Annotated in this window: 15 protein-coding genes; 6 read left to right on the plus strand and 9 right to left on the minus strand. The window is 39.3% G+C overall.

Going from position 1 to position 14,109, the window contains the following annotated elements; genetic code table 11:
* Positions 1–8: 8 nt before the first annotated feature.
* The 6 genes from BLT04_RS09570 to BLT04_RS09595 all read right to left on the minus strand — a co-directional run bounded on the left by BLT04_RS09570 (position 9) and on the right by BLT04_RS09595 (position 5,120).
* Positions 9–866, minus strand: coding sequence for an SDR family oxidoreductase (locus BLT04_RS09570; protein ID WP_089755589.1), 858 nt, complete (start codon positions 864–866; stop codon positions 9–11).
* 116 nt (positions 867–982) lie between these two features.
* Complete coding sequence (locus tag BLT04_RS09575; protein ID WP_089755590.1) at positions 983–1,561, minus strand: Crp/Fnr family transcriptional regulator; 579 nt, start codon at positions 1,559–1,561, stop codon at positions 983–985.
* A 222-nt stretch (positions 1,562–1,783) separates the two neighbouring features.
* Positions 1,784–2,644: an SDR family oxidoreductase gene (locus BLT04_RS09580; protein ID WP_089755591.1), complete on the minus strand. Its 861-nt coding sequence runs from the start codon at positions 2,642–2,644 to the stop codon at positions 1,784–1,786.
* 77 nt (positions 2,645–2,721) lie between these two features.
* Positions 2,722–3,291 (minus strand): Crp/Fnr family transcriptional regulator, encoded by a 570-nt coding sequence (locus BLT04_RS09585; RefSeq protein WP_047400685.1) that lies wholly within the window; start codon positions 3,289–3,291, stop codon positions 2,722–2,724.
* An 83-nt stretch (positions 3,292–3,374) separates the two neighbouring features.
* Positions 3,375–4,202 carry an NAD-dependent epimerase/dehydratase family protein gene (locus BLT04_RS09590; RefSeq protein ID WP_089755592.1) on the minus strand — a complete coding sequence of 276 codons (828 nt, stop codon included), beginning with the start codon at positions 4,200–4,202 and terminating at the stop codon, positions 3,375–3,377.
* Between the two features lie 63 nt (positions 4,203–4,265).
* Positions 4,266–5,120: an AraC family transcriptional regulator gene (locus BLT04_RS09595; protein WP_089755593.1), complete on the minus strand. Its 855-nt coding sequence runs from the start codon at positions 5,118–5,120 to the stop codon at positions 4,266–4,268.
* A gap of 284 nt (positions 5,121–5,404) precedes the next feature.
* On the opposite strand from BLT04_RS09595, the gene BLT04_RS18900 reads away from it, so the two are divergent.
* Positions 5,405–5,581, plus strand: a complete 177-nt coding sequence (locus BLT04_RS18900; RefSeq protein WP_170828462.1) for a hypothetical protein — start codon at positions 5,405–5,407, stop codon at positions 5,579–5,581.
* Between the two features lie 592 nt (positions 5,582–6,173).
* On the opposite strand, the gene BLT04_RS09610 is transcribed toward BLT04_RS18900, so the two are convergent.
* From BLT04_RS09610 to BLT04_RS09620, 3 genes are all read right to left on the minus strand, one after another.
* A complete protein-coding gene (locus tag BLT04_RS09610; protein WP_139166233.1) occupies positions 6,174–6,653 on the minus strand; it encodes a hypothetical protein in 480 nt (159 codons plus the stop codon).
* Positions 6,654–6,886: 233 nt separating this feature from the next.
* The gene (locus BLT04_RS09615) at positions 6,887–7,192 is read right to left on the minus strand and encodes a hypothetical protein (protein WP_089755597.1); all 306 of its coding nucleotides are present in this window, start codon (positions 7,190–7,192) and stop codon (positions 6,887–6,889) included.
* An 85-nt stretch (positions 7,193–7,277) separates the two neighbouring features.
* A complete protein-coding gene (locus BLT04_RS09620; protein WP_089755598.1) occupies positions 7,278–7,484 on the minus strand; it encodes a hypervirulence associated TUDOR domain-containing protein in 207 nt (68 codons plus the stop codon).
* A 309-nt stretch (positions 7,485–7,793) separates the two neighbouring features.
* Between BLT04_RS09620 and tkt the strand changes: the two genes are divergently transcribed.
* The 5 genes from tkt (at position 7,794) to pgl (ending at position 14,109) form a co-directional block, all read left to right on the plus strand.
* Positions 7,794–9,803 (plus strand): transketolase, encoded by a 2,010-nt coding sequence (tkt, locus tag BLT04_RS09625; protein WP_089755599.1) that lies wholly within the window; start codon positions 7,794–7,796, stop codon positions 9,801–9,803.
* A gap of 67 nt (positions 9,804–9,870) precedes the next feature.
* A complete protein-coding gene (locus BLT04_RS09630; protein ID WP_089755600.1) occupies positions 9,871–10,335 on the plus strand; it encodes an RpiB/LacA/LacB family sugar-phosphate isomerase in 465 nt (154 codons plus the stop codon).
* Positions 10,336–10,397: 62 nt separating this feature from the next.
* Positions 10,398–11,834, plus strand: coding sequence for an NADP-dependent phosphogluconate dehydrogenase (gene gndA, locus BLT04_RS09635; RefSeq protein ID WP_089755601.1), 1,437 nt, complete (start codon positions 10,398–10,400; stop codon positions 11,832–11,834).
* 32 nt (positions 11,835–11,866) lie between these two features.
* Positions 11,867–13,390: a glucose-6-phosphate dehydrogenase gene (gene zwf, locus BLT04_RS09640; RefSeq protein ID WP_089755602.1), complete on the plus strand. Its 1,524-nt coding sequence runs from the start codon at positions 11,867–11,869 to the stop codon at positions 13,388–13,390.
* Positions 13,387–14,109 carry a 6-phosphogluconolactonase gene (pgl, locus tag BLT04_RS09645; RefSeq protein WP_089755603.1) on the plus strand — a complete coding sequence of 241 codons (723 nt, stop codon included), beginning with the start codon at positions 13,387–13,389 and terminating at the stop codon, positions 14,107–14,109. Before zwf ends, pgl begins: the two co-directional genes overlap by 4 nt.

Here is a 14,109-nt window from a genome sequence, read left to right on the forward strand (position 1 = left end):
GAAATTAGTTAATCATTATATTTTGCAAGCCATTTGGCTTTCATTTCGGCTCTGGCATTAATAAATTCCAAATCTGTTCCCTGAGCGACAGCATCCAATGGAAAACGTAACGGACGAGAACCGGCTTTCATTTGAATCAATTCCAAAATTCCGTCTGCAATGGTTTGCGGATTCATATTAAATTCTTTCATTTTTCCAAATAATGCAGCACCTATTGCATTAAACTGCTCTGTTGCAACCGGATTATAGGCTTCAGAAATTTCAGGTTTATCTGAATTAACGCCGGCTTTTTCACCCGTATTCATTTCTGTGGGGTAAACTCCGGGCTGGATAGAAACGTTGTCGATATTGAATTGTTTTAATTCATCCTGCAAGCCTTCGGTAATACTTTCTACTCCAAACTTGGACGCAAAATAAGGAATCATAAAAGGAGAAGTATGGGCGCTTGCTCCGGAACTTATATTGATGATCAAACCACTTTTATGTGCTCTCATAGAAGGCAGTACAGCCTGATAAGTACGGATCACGCCATAGAAATTCACTTCAAACATTTGGCGGATTTTGTCCAGGCTATATGATTCCAATAATCCGAAACCTGAAACGGCGGCATTGTTGACCAATACATCGATTTTACCATATTTTTGAAGTACTTTTTCGAAAGCATTATTTACCGAAAGATCATCCGTTACATCAATTTCAACGACTTCTATATTGGGGAGAGCTCCCAATTCTTTGGCTACTGTTTCATTTTTACCGTTGATGCCTCGCATTCCTGCAATGACTGTGTACCCTGCTTTTGCAAGAGTAGTTGCTGTTAATTTTCCAAAGCCTGTGCTTGTTCCTGTGATAAAAACTGTCTTATTCATTTTGTCTTATTTTTAATTGTTATTTTAATAAGGCAAAGATGCAGTCATAAAGGATTATTTTCCATTGACAAAAGCTTGAAAATAAAGCAAACAAATATCAATGAAATGAATGGTTTTTATTTCTTAACCATATTTTTACGCAGTCTGGTAAGGGTTTCGGGAGTAATGCCAATATACGAAGCAATCATATGCTGAGGAATTCTGTTGACGATATGAGGATATTTTTCAAGGAAATTCTGATATTTTTCTTCCGCGGTAAAACTGATATTAGCTAAAATTCTCCCTTGGGAAACAATAAAACTTTTCTGAATAATCTGATTAACCAATTGATTGAGCCGAGGGATTTCTGCACATAGCTTTTCAAAATCTGATTTTTCAATTAAAATCAATTCTGTAGGTTCGATTGCATCGATGTTTAGACGTGAGGGATTTCCACTGTGAAGACTCTCACGATCTCCCGTCCAATAATTTTCCGGGGCAAAGCTGATGATATGTTCGGTTCCATTTTCAGCGATAGAAAAGGTTTTTACCAATCCTCGACAAATAAAAGCGTTATAATGCCAAACGTCTCCTTCCTGAAGAAGGAATTGTTTTTTACGAAGCTTTTTTGGTTTACATACAGATTCTATTAATTGTATTTCCTGGCTAGAAATTTCTATTTTGTCGGTAAGGTATTTTAGGAAAATATCGAACATTTATTTCATAGTTATAGAACAAAGTTAGAAATTTAAAATAATTAAATTATTTAAATTTTTTCTAAAATATAATTTGTTAAAGCTAGATTTTTTCTTAGTTATAAATTTTTTTTACCTGACCGTATGTATCAAGCTCATCCCAACCACAAAAATAACAGATTGGAAGATTTTAAAAAAAAGGCAGTGGCTATACCACTGCCATTCCCATTAAATCTGTTTCGTTTACAATAGCTCACCCATGCCGAATACCTTCAATCCTTTGGCAAATTGTTCGGCCACGGCCTGGTTGGCGGCGTCAATGTATTTTCCGGTTATGGGGTCAACCACGGTCCGTAATGGGCGGGTGCCTTTTGGAGTACCGATAAGTTTTACAATAGCATCGGCAACATCCTGCGGGTTAGGATTTTTAGCCTGCATCTCTCCACCCAACGCGGCTACCATTTTATTGGGAATATCAGCAATAGCACTGTAGCCCTCAAATACTGCCTGATCAGATGCGGGGTTATTCTTCTGCTGCATTTCTGTAGGGAAGGCACCCGGCTCCACAATGGCTACATCAATACCTAATCGTTTTACCTCGTAATGCAGACCCTCACTTATTCCTTCAAGCGCAAATTTTGAGGCTGCATAAATGGTAGCGAACGGAAATGACACCCTTCCAAAGCCACTGGTTACGTTAATGATCAGCCCATCGGACTGCTTGCGCATGGCAGGCAATACCTGTTTCATCAGCCGCCAAGGGGCATAAACATTGATATCAAAGGTAGTGTGCACATCGGCCACGGTAAAGCTCTCCGCAACACCGGTCATACCGTAACCGGCATTGTTCACCAGCACATCAATAGTGCCTTCTTTCTCCAAAATAGTGTCAACTGCCTTTTTTACGCTTTCATCGTCTGTTAAGGTAACATCTAAAACGGTCACGTTATCTATAGCCGAAAGCTCTGCGGCTTTATCAGCATTACGGCCGTGAGTATCGCGCATCGTAGCGTACACCTTATGTCCTAAAGCAGCTACGCTGTGGGCGGTAAGCCAGCCAAAACCACTATTTGTTCCAGTTATTAATACAATCTTTTTGCTCATCTTTTTATTATTTAAATGAATATGCAAATATTGAAAATTACAACAAAAAAACATTTACCAAATGGTAAAAAGTGTCGTTAACGAATATTCCGGCGTATACGACTTAACGATTGCTGGGTGACACCCAGGTATGAAGCCACGTATGACAGCGGAATACGGTTGATGAGATTAGGGAAAGCCTCAATAAACGACAGGTAACGTGTGGTGGCATCTTCTGAGACCAGCGGACTACGCCGCTCCATGGCCAGCGTCAGACACTTTTTTACCATCTTTGCCTTCATCATTTCCCAGCCCACAATGGTATTAGATATATCGTCCCAATCCTTTTTATTAAAAACAAGCACTTTGCAGTCGGTTACAGCCTGTACATATTCCGAAGCAGCGATCTGCGATTCGAACTTTTCGTTATCGACTACAAAATTGCCTTCGTCCACAAAATAATTGGTAACCTCTTCGCTCTTGTTGTTATAATAACAAAAGCGAAACACACCTTCCAACACGAATGCCACATAGCGGGGCACCTTCCCGGCTTCCGACAGGTAGTCGTGTTTTTTGAATTCAAGAATTTCAACCTTACTCAGCAAAAATTCGATCTGCTGTTTGTTCAGGTCACCAAATTGCAGGATAAGATTTATTAGCGCTTCCATCACGTAAAGATAGTACACATCTTAAAAACAGTCACTTACCATATGGTAAAAAATGAGGTGAGCAGGATAAATCGAGTAAGTTGTCAGAGCAGGTCTTCCTGCTCCGCCTGATAGACAGTTCTTACCGATGCCTGAAAGCCCAAACTGCGGGCCAGAGAGGCATCAGCATGCAGATACCAGGGATTGACCAGCGGCTCTGCGGATGAAGTCATCGGTTCTCCAACTAGCTGAAGTAATTCGTAAAGTGTTGTTGGTGCTTCATCTGCAATATTGACCACCCGCCTGTCCATGATTCCTTGTAAAGCCATTATGATAGCCGTATATATATCGCGATGGTGAATGGTACTCATGCGCATCGCCGGATGAAATTTGGCAGCAACTACATGTTTAGGCAATTCTTCCAGGTGTCCATCTCCATCTCCATAAACAAATGGGAAACGAAGAACTGACCAGTTCAATCCGCTTTCACGTAACTCCTTTTCCGCAGCCACTTTGCTTGCCGGATAGGCATGTTGCGGGTTAAGTGCATCATCCTCCCGGCCGGGATGTGGATTGTTGATATCGTAAACGTGGCTGGTACTTGCAAAAATGAAGCGGGCATCCGGGGAGTTGCGTTTTACGGCATCAATGAGGTTGCGCGTACCTTCGAGGTTACTTTTCCAGATCAGTTCTGTGTCCGGTGAACGGAATACGGCTGCCAGGTGAATGATGGCTTTTGCGTCTTTTACCGCTTTTTCCAGCGTGGCGGGATCAAACAAGTCCCCGTCTATCGCCGTTACTCCGGATGCAACTTCTTTGCCACGTACCAGAGCGAAACAATCGTATCCAGCTTCAACAAGGCGGGGCAAAAGCCTTGAACCTACTAAGCCGGTTGCACCGGTTACCAATATTTTACCAAATTGTCTGTCCATAATTTATTTATTTTAGACAAAGGTGGTGGTAATATAATCGGATGATTCGGACAAAACCCGTTTTTATAGGGACAAATCCTGGTAAAAGTCAGCTATCGTTTTGCCGGTTACTTTTTTAAACAAACGTGAAAAATAACCCGGATCATTAAAGCCGAGCTCAAATGCCAGTTCCTTTACCGACGTAAGTTGGTTATTATATATCCTACGCCTTGCCTCGATGATCAAACGGTCTGTAATAAATTCCTTTGGTGAAACGCCGGAATGCTGTTTGACAATCCTATACAAACAATCTGTGCTTAAGGCCAGCTTTTCTGCGATCTCTGTTATAGTTGGCTGATCAGTAAGATGATCTTCTACAAATAGCTTAAACCCTAAAAACTTATCAATGTTTCCTGTCGTTTGCTTTTTATGCATTACAAAATAAGCGGCATTTATTTCTGTAAGCAGGCTGTTCAGGTAAGCCAGGATCAGGTCCGGATCAGTATCGGCAGTACGCAACAGGTCATTTAAAGTTTTAAATGTAGTACAAAGCCTATGTGCAGCATCAGGCATAAAGCTTATTTTCTGCTGGTTGAGGGGGTTGAGCAAAAAAGGGAATTTTCTCGGCAATCGCGAAAGACACTCATCGTCAAACCCCAGTTTATAGTAATCTGCGCTGTGACGAGTTGTGGCCAAATGCCTAAGCTGGTGGGGTAATGCAAAAAAAAGTTCATGTTTACCAACTTCTATAGTTTCTCCGTCGATAAACTCCTGACTGTTCCCATGCAGCACGAAAAGGAAGAAATAATAAGGCAACCGTTGCGCAGCACCATACTGAACCGCGGACTCAGGCGATACATGCCCGAACTCCGGAGAAACAATACGTATAGACAGCCCTTTGTTTTGACTCAGATTTTCGGGAAAAGTCTTACTGCGCATAACTTCTGATGCTTATTATTAAGCAAAGTTACCAATTAATTTCTATTATCTATTTTAAATGAGATTGGAACTTCCCTACTCTTTGAAGGCTTCTTACTCTGATTTGTATAAGAAAATGAGCCTTTGCAAACGATTTCCCGCTAACCAAAGATTTAGGGGGAGCTAAATATTGATTAAAGTATGGAAAAGCTTATTTAATTTTTCTGAATACTATTTTAGAGTTTGAAGATATATATACGATTCCATAACGATCACCGTTTCCGCCACGTCCCAAGCGGAGATCCATGCTTTGTCCTCCAGAAGGTATGGTAATGGTTGTTAGCCATTGTGCTGTATATCTAAAAGGAATTCCGCAAGTGGTTGGAATATCAGAAAGTACAGTCTTGGTAGTGCCATTATCCGGAAAATTCATGAATAAGCTATTGATATTAAAACCGGGACATGTTCCCGAGTTGTTGTAAACATCAATTAAGCAGTAATCTCATGAAGAATTCAATACACAATATGAGCTAATAGTTAATAATAATGAACTGGTCGCCAGGCACAGCTCGAATAACGACATCATTTTACATCCATTTGCCAAAAACAGCTTTTATTCGGATGAGGGATTTTTTGGAAAGCTTGTCGTCCAGAAAAATATAAAAGAAAAGATCACCGGATTCTCTCTGTCAGGGCAAAACTTAAATACTATTTTATTTGTAAAGATCAAATGAGCAATTCCAAAAGCATGCCTTATTCACCACCCAACTTTTAGTGATCTTTAAATCAAGCAACAATCGGCAATTACTTTACCGTATAAAAGGCAGAATTTCATTGTAAGGTTTTCCGGAAATAATTCCATATAATGAAACAGCAAATAAAACTGTTATTATGATTAAAAAAACAGGCTTATACCTGAAAACCATCCCTTTCTTCTGCGTATATCTGTAATTGATGTAGGAACCTATCAAAAAAAGCCCCGTAAATAAGAGTATGAAATAATTTACCTGCATATTATATTTTTAATTTGACACTGTTTTCAGGTTTACCAGCAAATGTTTTGATCCATCTGTACTATTTTACTTTGTCAATTCTTACTTCAAAAGGATAAATTGATGCCTTCCCGACCTCAAATGACACTTCAACTTTGTCATTTGTTGAAATTGGCTTGCCCTCGTTATCATAAAATATGGTCTTATCAGATCCTCGTCCTGCACTTTCGGGAACAAAAACGCTGTTATGACCGTTTTCCGCCCATTTCATCTCTACAGGGGTTATTGTTTCTCCGTCATCGCCTGGCAATGTATTTACGTAGACCGTTTGTGGCCTGTCAACATAAACGGTCATTCCAGCCGAATAATTCAAATAGCCGGTGATGGAAAAACGTTTCCCTTCATTCGCCTCTTTGTTGTCTACGATCTTTTTTACTGCAGCTTTTGAGGATTCCATAGGCGTGCCTTTTTCACGGTTTTTACCGCTTTCAAAATAAGAGCACGACGTAATTGCTAAAAGTGTTCCTGCAACTGCTGCGGTCAATAATGTTTGAGTTTTCATATTAATTTTGTTTTTTAATGATGTTATCCTGGAATGCACTTTATATCCCTTGTTACTTTTTTTGTGTGCTACATAATAATTATTACTGTTTTGAGTCATTCCTTTGTTTTTAGAATATTAATATTCGCAATCAATAGTATCTTTCCAATAATGGATGGAGGAAACGGCTAAATAATATTATGGATTATATTAAACAGGTAAAAGATTCCCTTTGCACAATATCCATCCATTTGTCAGAACAAAATACCAGTAATAACTCCATACCCTATGGTTTGTGAATTATTTGAGAGCTCAAAATCCATTCCTTCATATAATTTTTCAAGAAAAGGCTCAGCATTAATTAAAGTGATGTCTACAGTAGCGGAATCTCCGGGAAAAATAAGTTCATCATCCGAAAATGTCTGAATTCCCAAATAAGATTTTGATTCTAAAGGAAATGTAAGGGTTGACCGGAAACCCGATGATATTGGAGAAACGAGCCCGCCTCTTTCAGAATCATAATAATTGATTAATGCTTTAAAGTGTACGTTTTTTTTCATGATTAAACTCTCTAAATCCGCCTTTTATTTCCGGGCAATTTACAAAAAGGGCATTAAATTATATCAGTATCTAAACTTTCAGCTTTTATGAACCTATCTTTTTTAAAGCCTGGGATTTATGAACGGCAGTTTTACCCGTCTTTTCGCTCATCACCTCATATTGTGGGCTCTCTTCGGATGCCCTTCTTTGTTTATCCATAAAAACAAAATCACGGGTATGGATTTTTGTCACTATCCCATAAGTCTCGCCATATCGGAATTTCCATTTGACCTTATCTCCTTTTTTCAGCATATGCTTGTTTATAATTAATAATATTCATTGAAGGTTGTTTAAAATATCAAATATCATACCTGCTATCATTACTATGTGAAATTTATACATTTCAGGAACGTAAAAATATTTATTATTGTAAAAAAGGTTACCGCTTTCAATAAAACTGATGAAAACTCTTTAAAATGGTCACAGTTTTGATGTGTTGTAAAAGCCATATGATAATAAAAAATTTTAGCTAAAAAGATTTTAAAATATAACAGTAACGAATAGAATCATTCCTTCAAAATAAAAATCGATTAAAATAATAGTTAAAGCAGAAATATAACTATGGAAAATAAAAATATCATCCAGAAAAGCATTGATACAGTACGGGTTTTAGCGGCAGATGCAGTACAAAAAGCAAATTCCGGACATCCCGGAACACCAATGGCTTTAGCCCCATTAGGTCACATATTGTGGTCTGAAATTATGAATTACAATCCCGAAAATCCGCATTGGGCAAATCGCGATAGATTTGTTCTCTCCTGCGGTCACGCATGTATGCTTCAATACAGCTTTCTGTACCTTACCGGATATAAGGTTACGCTCAGTGATATCGAAAATTTCAGGCAATTACACAGCATTACTGCCGGCCATCCGGAATATGGGCTCACCCCGGGAATTGAAGTCACGACCGGCCCATTAGGACAAGGTTTTGCAAATGGCGTAGGAATGGCCATTGCTCAGCAATATATGGCAGAACGTTACAACCAGCCGGATTTTAATATTTTCGATTATAAAATTTATGCGATCTGCAGCGATGGCGATCTTATGGAAGGTGTTTCTGCTGAAGCTGCATCTCTTGCAGGACATCTGGGATTGGGAAATCTGATTTATTTTTACGACAGCAACCATATTACCATTGAAGGTGATACCGATCTGGCTTTTGATGAAGAGGTATCTAAAAGGTTTCAGGCTTACGGATGGCATGTTCAGGATCTGCCTGATATCAATGATCTTGAAGCAATATCCGGGGCGATTACCAATGCCCAGAGAGAAACTGCACGTCCCTCGTTGATTAAAGTTCGCAGCCATATCGGTTACGGAAGTCCCAACAAACATGATTCTGCGTCGGCACACGGCTCACCCTTAGGCGAAGATGAAGTGCGTTTAGTTAAAGAAAATTTCGGATTTGATCCTGAAAAAAATTTCATCATTCCTGATGAGGTCTTAGATTTTTATCGTAAAGCGGGCAGAAAATCTTCTAAAAAAGAAGAAGAGTGGAATGAATTATTTAAAAATTATAAAAAAAGACATCCCGATCTTGCCGAAGAATATGAGTCTGTCATTTCCGGGAAATTACCTCAGGGCTGGGAAGAAAAACTGCCGGTTTTTGAGCCTGGTAAAGATATCGCGACCAGAAAAGCATCTGGTCAAACGCTGAACGCTATTGCCGAATATTTACCTCAGCTGATCGGTGGTTCAGCAGATTTGTCACCTTCCACAAATACAGTTCTTGAAGCCTATAAATCATTTTCAGCAAAGCAGCGTGACGGGCGTAATTTCCATTTTGGAATACGGGAACATGCGATGGGAGCTGTTCTTAACGGAATGGCTTTAAGCAATTATTTAATTCCATATGGCGCAACATTTTTAATATTTTCAGATTATATGCGACCTCCACTTAGGCTCGCTGCCATTATGAAAATACGTCAGATCATGGTTTTTACACACGACAGTATTGGTCTTGGTGAAGACGGAACGACCCATCAGCCCGTAGAACAGCTCATAGGATTGCGTACCGTACCCAATATGACGGTAATTCGCCCGGCAGATGCCAATGAAACCGCTCAAGCATGGCGCGTTGCCATTGAACATAAGGATGGGCCCGTTGCACTTGCATTGACCCGACAGGAAATTCCGGTTATCGATCAAAAAAAATACACCGGGGCACAAAACCTTGAAAAAGGGGCTTATATTCTGTCGGATTCCGATGGAGAGCCTGATATAATTCTTATTGCGAGTGGATCGGAAGTTCATTTAATTTTGAAAGCACAGGAAGAATTAAAGAAAAATAAGATCAATGCCCGTGTGGTAAGCATGCCTTCCTGGAATTTATTTGATAAGCAAGATGCTGAGTATAAGGAAAAAGTTTTACCTAAAAACATCCGCAAGCGACTGGCTGTAGAAGCAGGTTCATCGGTCGGCTGGATAAAATACACCACCGACGACGGTGATGTCATCGGAATAGATCAATTCGGAGAATCTGCACCCGGAGAAGAAGTAATGAAAGAATATGGGTTCAGCATTGAAAATGTGGTAAAAAAAGCAACTGCTTTATTTTTGAAAAACATATAATTTTTTTTACGAACTTAGTATATCTTCTTTGCGGTTAAATATCATCTTGAATTAAATAAAAATTGGAATGTCAGCATTCATAAAAAAAATTGGAATCTGTGCAGATCACGGCGGTTTTGAACTTAAAGAAAAAATAAAATCTTTTTTAATTGAAAATCAATTTGAACCGGTAGATTATGGCGCAACAGAGCTCAATGACTCTGATGATTTTCCGGATTTTGTAATTCCACTTGCGCAGGCAGTGGCTTCAAAAGAGGTTTTTCGCGGTATCGCAATTTGTGGCAGTGGCGTTGGCGCCTGCATTGCAGCCAATAAAGTCCCCGATGTCAGAGCAGCATTAATAACAGATCATTTCTCGGCACACCAGGGAGTGGAAGACGATGATATGAATTTACTCTGTCTCGGCGGCCGTGTGACAGGTTATGCAAGTGCACAGGAGCTAATTTTGGCTTTTCTTAATGCCAGATTTATTGGCGCTGAAAGGCATCTGAGACGCCTTAAAAAAATTCAGAACTTGGAAGACCGTTCTTAGCGTTCTGGTTTTCCATCTATTAAAATATAGTAAACTAAAAAATTCTACAAGTAAGTAGCATCATGAAACAAGAAAATCAAAATCAAAATTCATTCGGAATGATCGGGTTGGGAACAATGGGCTCCAACCTTTTACAAAATATTGCAGACCACGGATATAGCTGTGCCGGATATGATAACAGTGCCGAGAAAGTAAATGCCCTTAATGCTTTGGATAGTGAAAATATTCAGGGCTTTTCAAATTTAAAGGAATTTACAGACAGTCTTAAAAGTCCGAAAATCGTTATGATGCTTGTTCCTGCCGGTGAAATAGTCGACAATGTAATCGATGAATTATTGGCTGTTTTAGACAAAGGAGATATCATTATTGATGGAGGAAATTCACATTATACAGACACCGAACGACGATATCTGGAATTAGAAGGCAAAGGTCTTCATTTTGTAGGAATGGGTGTTTCTGGCGGAGAAGAAGGCGCAAGAAGAGGGCCAAGTATGATGCCTGGCGGTGACAAAGAAGCCTATGAAGCCATAAAGCCTGTTCTGGAAAAAATTGCAGCCCAGGTTAATGGTGAGCCTACCGTTGCCTTTATGGGAAACCGTTCTGCAGGACATTTCGTGAAAATGGTACACAACGGCATTGAATATGCGATCATGCAATTGATCTCGGAATCTTATGAAATTATGAAAAGAGGCCTTCAAATGGAGAATGACCAAATTCATGAAGTGTATAAAAAATGGAATCAGGGCCGCCTGAAATCTTATCTCCTCGAAATTACCACTGATATTTTTGCTTTTAAAAACGAAGGCGAAGAAGGTCTTTTGCTGGATAATATCAGAGATGAAGCAAAGGCAAAAGGTACCGGAAAATGGACTTCCCAGGGAGCAATGGATCTGCATCTGCCAACTCCAGTTATTGATATTTCTGTTTCTATGAGAGACCTTTCTTCCTTAAAAAATCTGAGAGTTCAGGCTTCAAAAATATATCCGGATTTAACAGAAATGCATTATGGGAAAAACGTAAATGATTATTGTGATCAGCTGGAGGAAGCTTTTTATTTTGCCATGGTTTCTGCGTATGCCCAAGGAATGCATTTGCTCTACCAGGCGAATATAGAATTTAAATATGATCTGAAATTGGATCTGATTGCAAAAATATGGCGCGGAGGATGCATCATCCGGTCCGAATTCCTGGAAGATATTTATGCAGCTTTTAATAAAGATCCTGAGCTGCAGCATTTACTTCTGGATAAAACCGTTGCGGGAAATCTTATTCAAAGCATTCCAAGTGCTCGCACGATCGTTTCAGATGCGGCAATCCACGGTATTTCAACTCCTGCATTTTCTGCAGCATTAACGTATTTTGATAATTTCCGTTCTGAAAGTATGCCGACCAACCTTATTCAGGCACAACGCGATTATTTCGGTTCGCATACCTACGAACTGAAAGCCAAAGAAGGCGTCTTTCATACCAAATGGATAATGGAAAATATTAAGCAATAATTATTTTAAGATCAATATTTTAAGAATTAAATATGTCAAACACTACAGATACAAAAGTAAACCCGACCATTATAATTATTTTCGGGGCAAATGGTGATTTAACCAAAAGAAAAATTATTCCTGCGTTATATAATCTGTTTCTTGAAAACCGGCTTCCTGAAAAATTTGCTATAATAGGGACTTCAAGAACGGAATTCACAGACGAGAAGTATCGTGATTCTCTATTGACAGGAATCAATGAATTTTCTCGAACCGGTAAGGCCAAAAAAGAAGATTGGGATAAATTTTCCTCAAATATATCTTATCAGGCAGCGAATATAAAGGATGTCGCTTCCTATAATGAATTCTATTTGAAAGTAAATACATTAAAAGAAGAATGGAAGCAGGATCCCTCAGTACTGTATTATTGTGCTGTTTCGCCTGATCTGTTCTGCACCATCGCAGAAAATATTTCAAAAAGTAAGCTTGAAAATAATAAAGAAACGACCCGCATCATCATTGAGAAGCCTTTTGGAAGGGATCTGGAATCTGCAAAAGCTTTAAATGCTAATTTACTTACTATTTTTGATGAAAAGCAGATCTACAGGATAGACCATTATCTTGGAAAAGAAGTTGTTCAGAATGTAATGGCTTTCCGTTTTGCCAATACAATTATGGAACCGCTATGGAACCGTACGCATATCGAGCACGTCCAGATTTCGGTGACCGAGCAAATTGGGGTGGAAGACAGGGGAAGCTATTTCGACAATGCCGGAATTTTACGTGACATGATCCAAAATCACCTGCTGCAATTATTGTGCATCATTGCTATGGAACCCCCTGTGAATTTTGACGCAGACCTTGTGCGGGACCGTAAAGTTGAGGTTTTGAAAGCAATGCGAAAAATTGTACCGGGAATGATTGACAGTGTTGCTGTGAGAGGGCAATATGGTGCCGGATGGGTAGAAGGAAAAGAAGTGCCGGGTTATCGTGAAGAAGTGGATGTAGCCGGAGATTCTAATACTGAAACCTACGCTGCGATGAAGTTTTATGTAGATAACTGGCGTTGGCAGGGGGTACCGTTTTATTTGCGTACAGGCAAGCGGCTTTTTGAATCGGCTTCGCACATCATCATACAGTTCCGGGAAGTCCCGCATAATATTTTTAACAATGATGAAAGAAATCTGCCTAAACCAAACAGGCTTATCATCAGTATACAGCCCGATATGGCGATCAGATTCCAGCTGGAAAGCAAAACACCCGGTCTTGAGATGACTTTGAACACGGTAGATATGGTATTTGATTATTCAGGAAAAACAAAAATAGATTCACCGGAAGCTTATGAAACGCTTTTGCTTGATGTAATTTCCGGAGATCAGACTTTATTTATGCGCGCAGATCAGGTAGAGGCCGCCTGGGAAGTGGTGATGCCAATCATTAACTATTGGGAAGATAATAAAATGACCAATTTTCCGAATTATCCCGCAAATTCCTGGGGACCTGAAAATGCAGAAGCACTCATCGCAAAAGATGGCTTTCACTGGATCAATGTGCCTAAAAAAAAGAAAAACGTATGATTGAGTTAAAAATATTTAACGATGTTGAAGAGGTAATAAATGCACTGGCAGAAACCATTTGCGAGATATCAAAAAAAGCAATTGAAGAGCGCGGGCAATTTAATTTTGTGCTTTCCGGTGGAAGTTCACCTAAGAAATTATATGAATTGCTGGCATCCGAAAAGTTTAACAATAAAATCGACTGGGAAAAGACCTATTTTTTCTATGGTGATGAAAGATTTGTTCCCGCAGATGATGCTCAAAGGAATTCTGTGATGGTTAAAGAAGCCTTATTTAATCCTTTAAAAATCAATGCATCGAATATTTTTGAAGTAAATACTTCAGGGACACCGGAAGAATCGGCACAATGGTATTGGGACTCTATTTCAAAACATTTTTCAGGAAAGCCTGTTGAATTTGATTTTATTCTTTTGGGTCTTGGTGATAATTCTCATACAGCCTCACTCTTTCCAGATACTTCAGTGCTGGAAGAGACAGAAGCTACTGTAAAATCAATTTTTGTGGAAGAGGTTGATATGTTTCGCATTACGATGACCGCACCTTTGATTAATCAGGCAAGAAACATTGCATTTTTAGTTTTTGGAGAAGGAAAATCTGAAGCCGTATTTCATATTTTGAAAGATAAATCAGGCTCAATCCATCAATATCCTGCACGTTTAATTAAATCAGATAAAAAAGTAGAATGGTTTTTGGATGCTTCTGCAGCTTCAAAACTCTGA

It is taken from the genome of Chryseobacterium soldanellicola (genome assembly GCF_900100115.1).
In the GTDB taxonomy this organism is placed as follows: Bacteria; Bacteroidota; Bacteroidia; order Flavobacteriales; family Weeksellaceae; genus Chryseobacterium; species Chryseobacterium soldanellicola.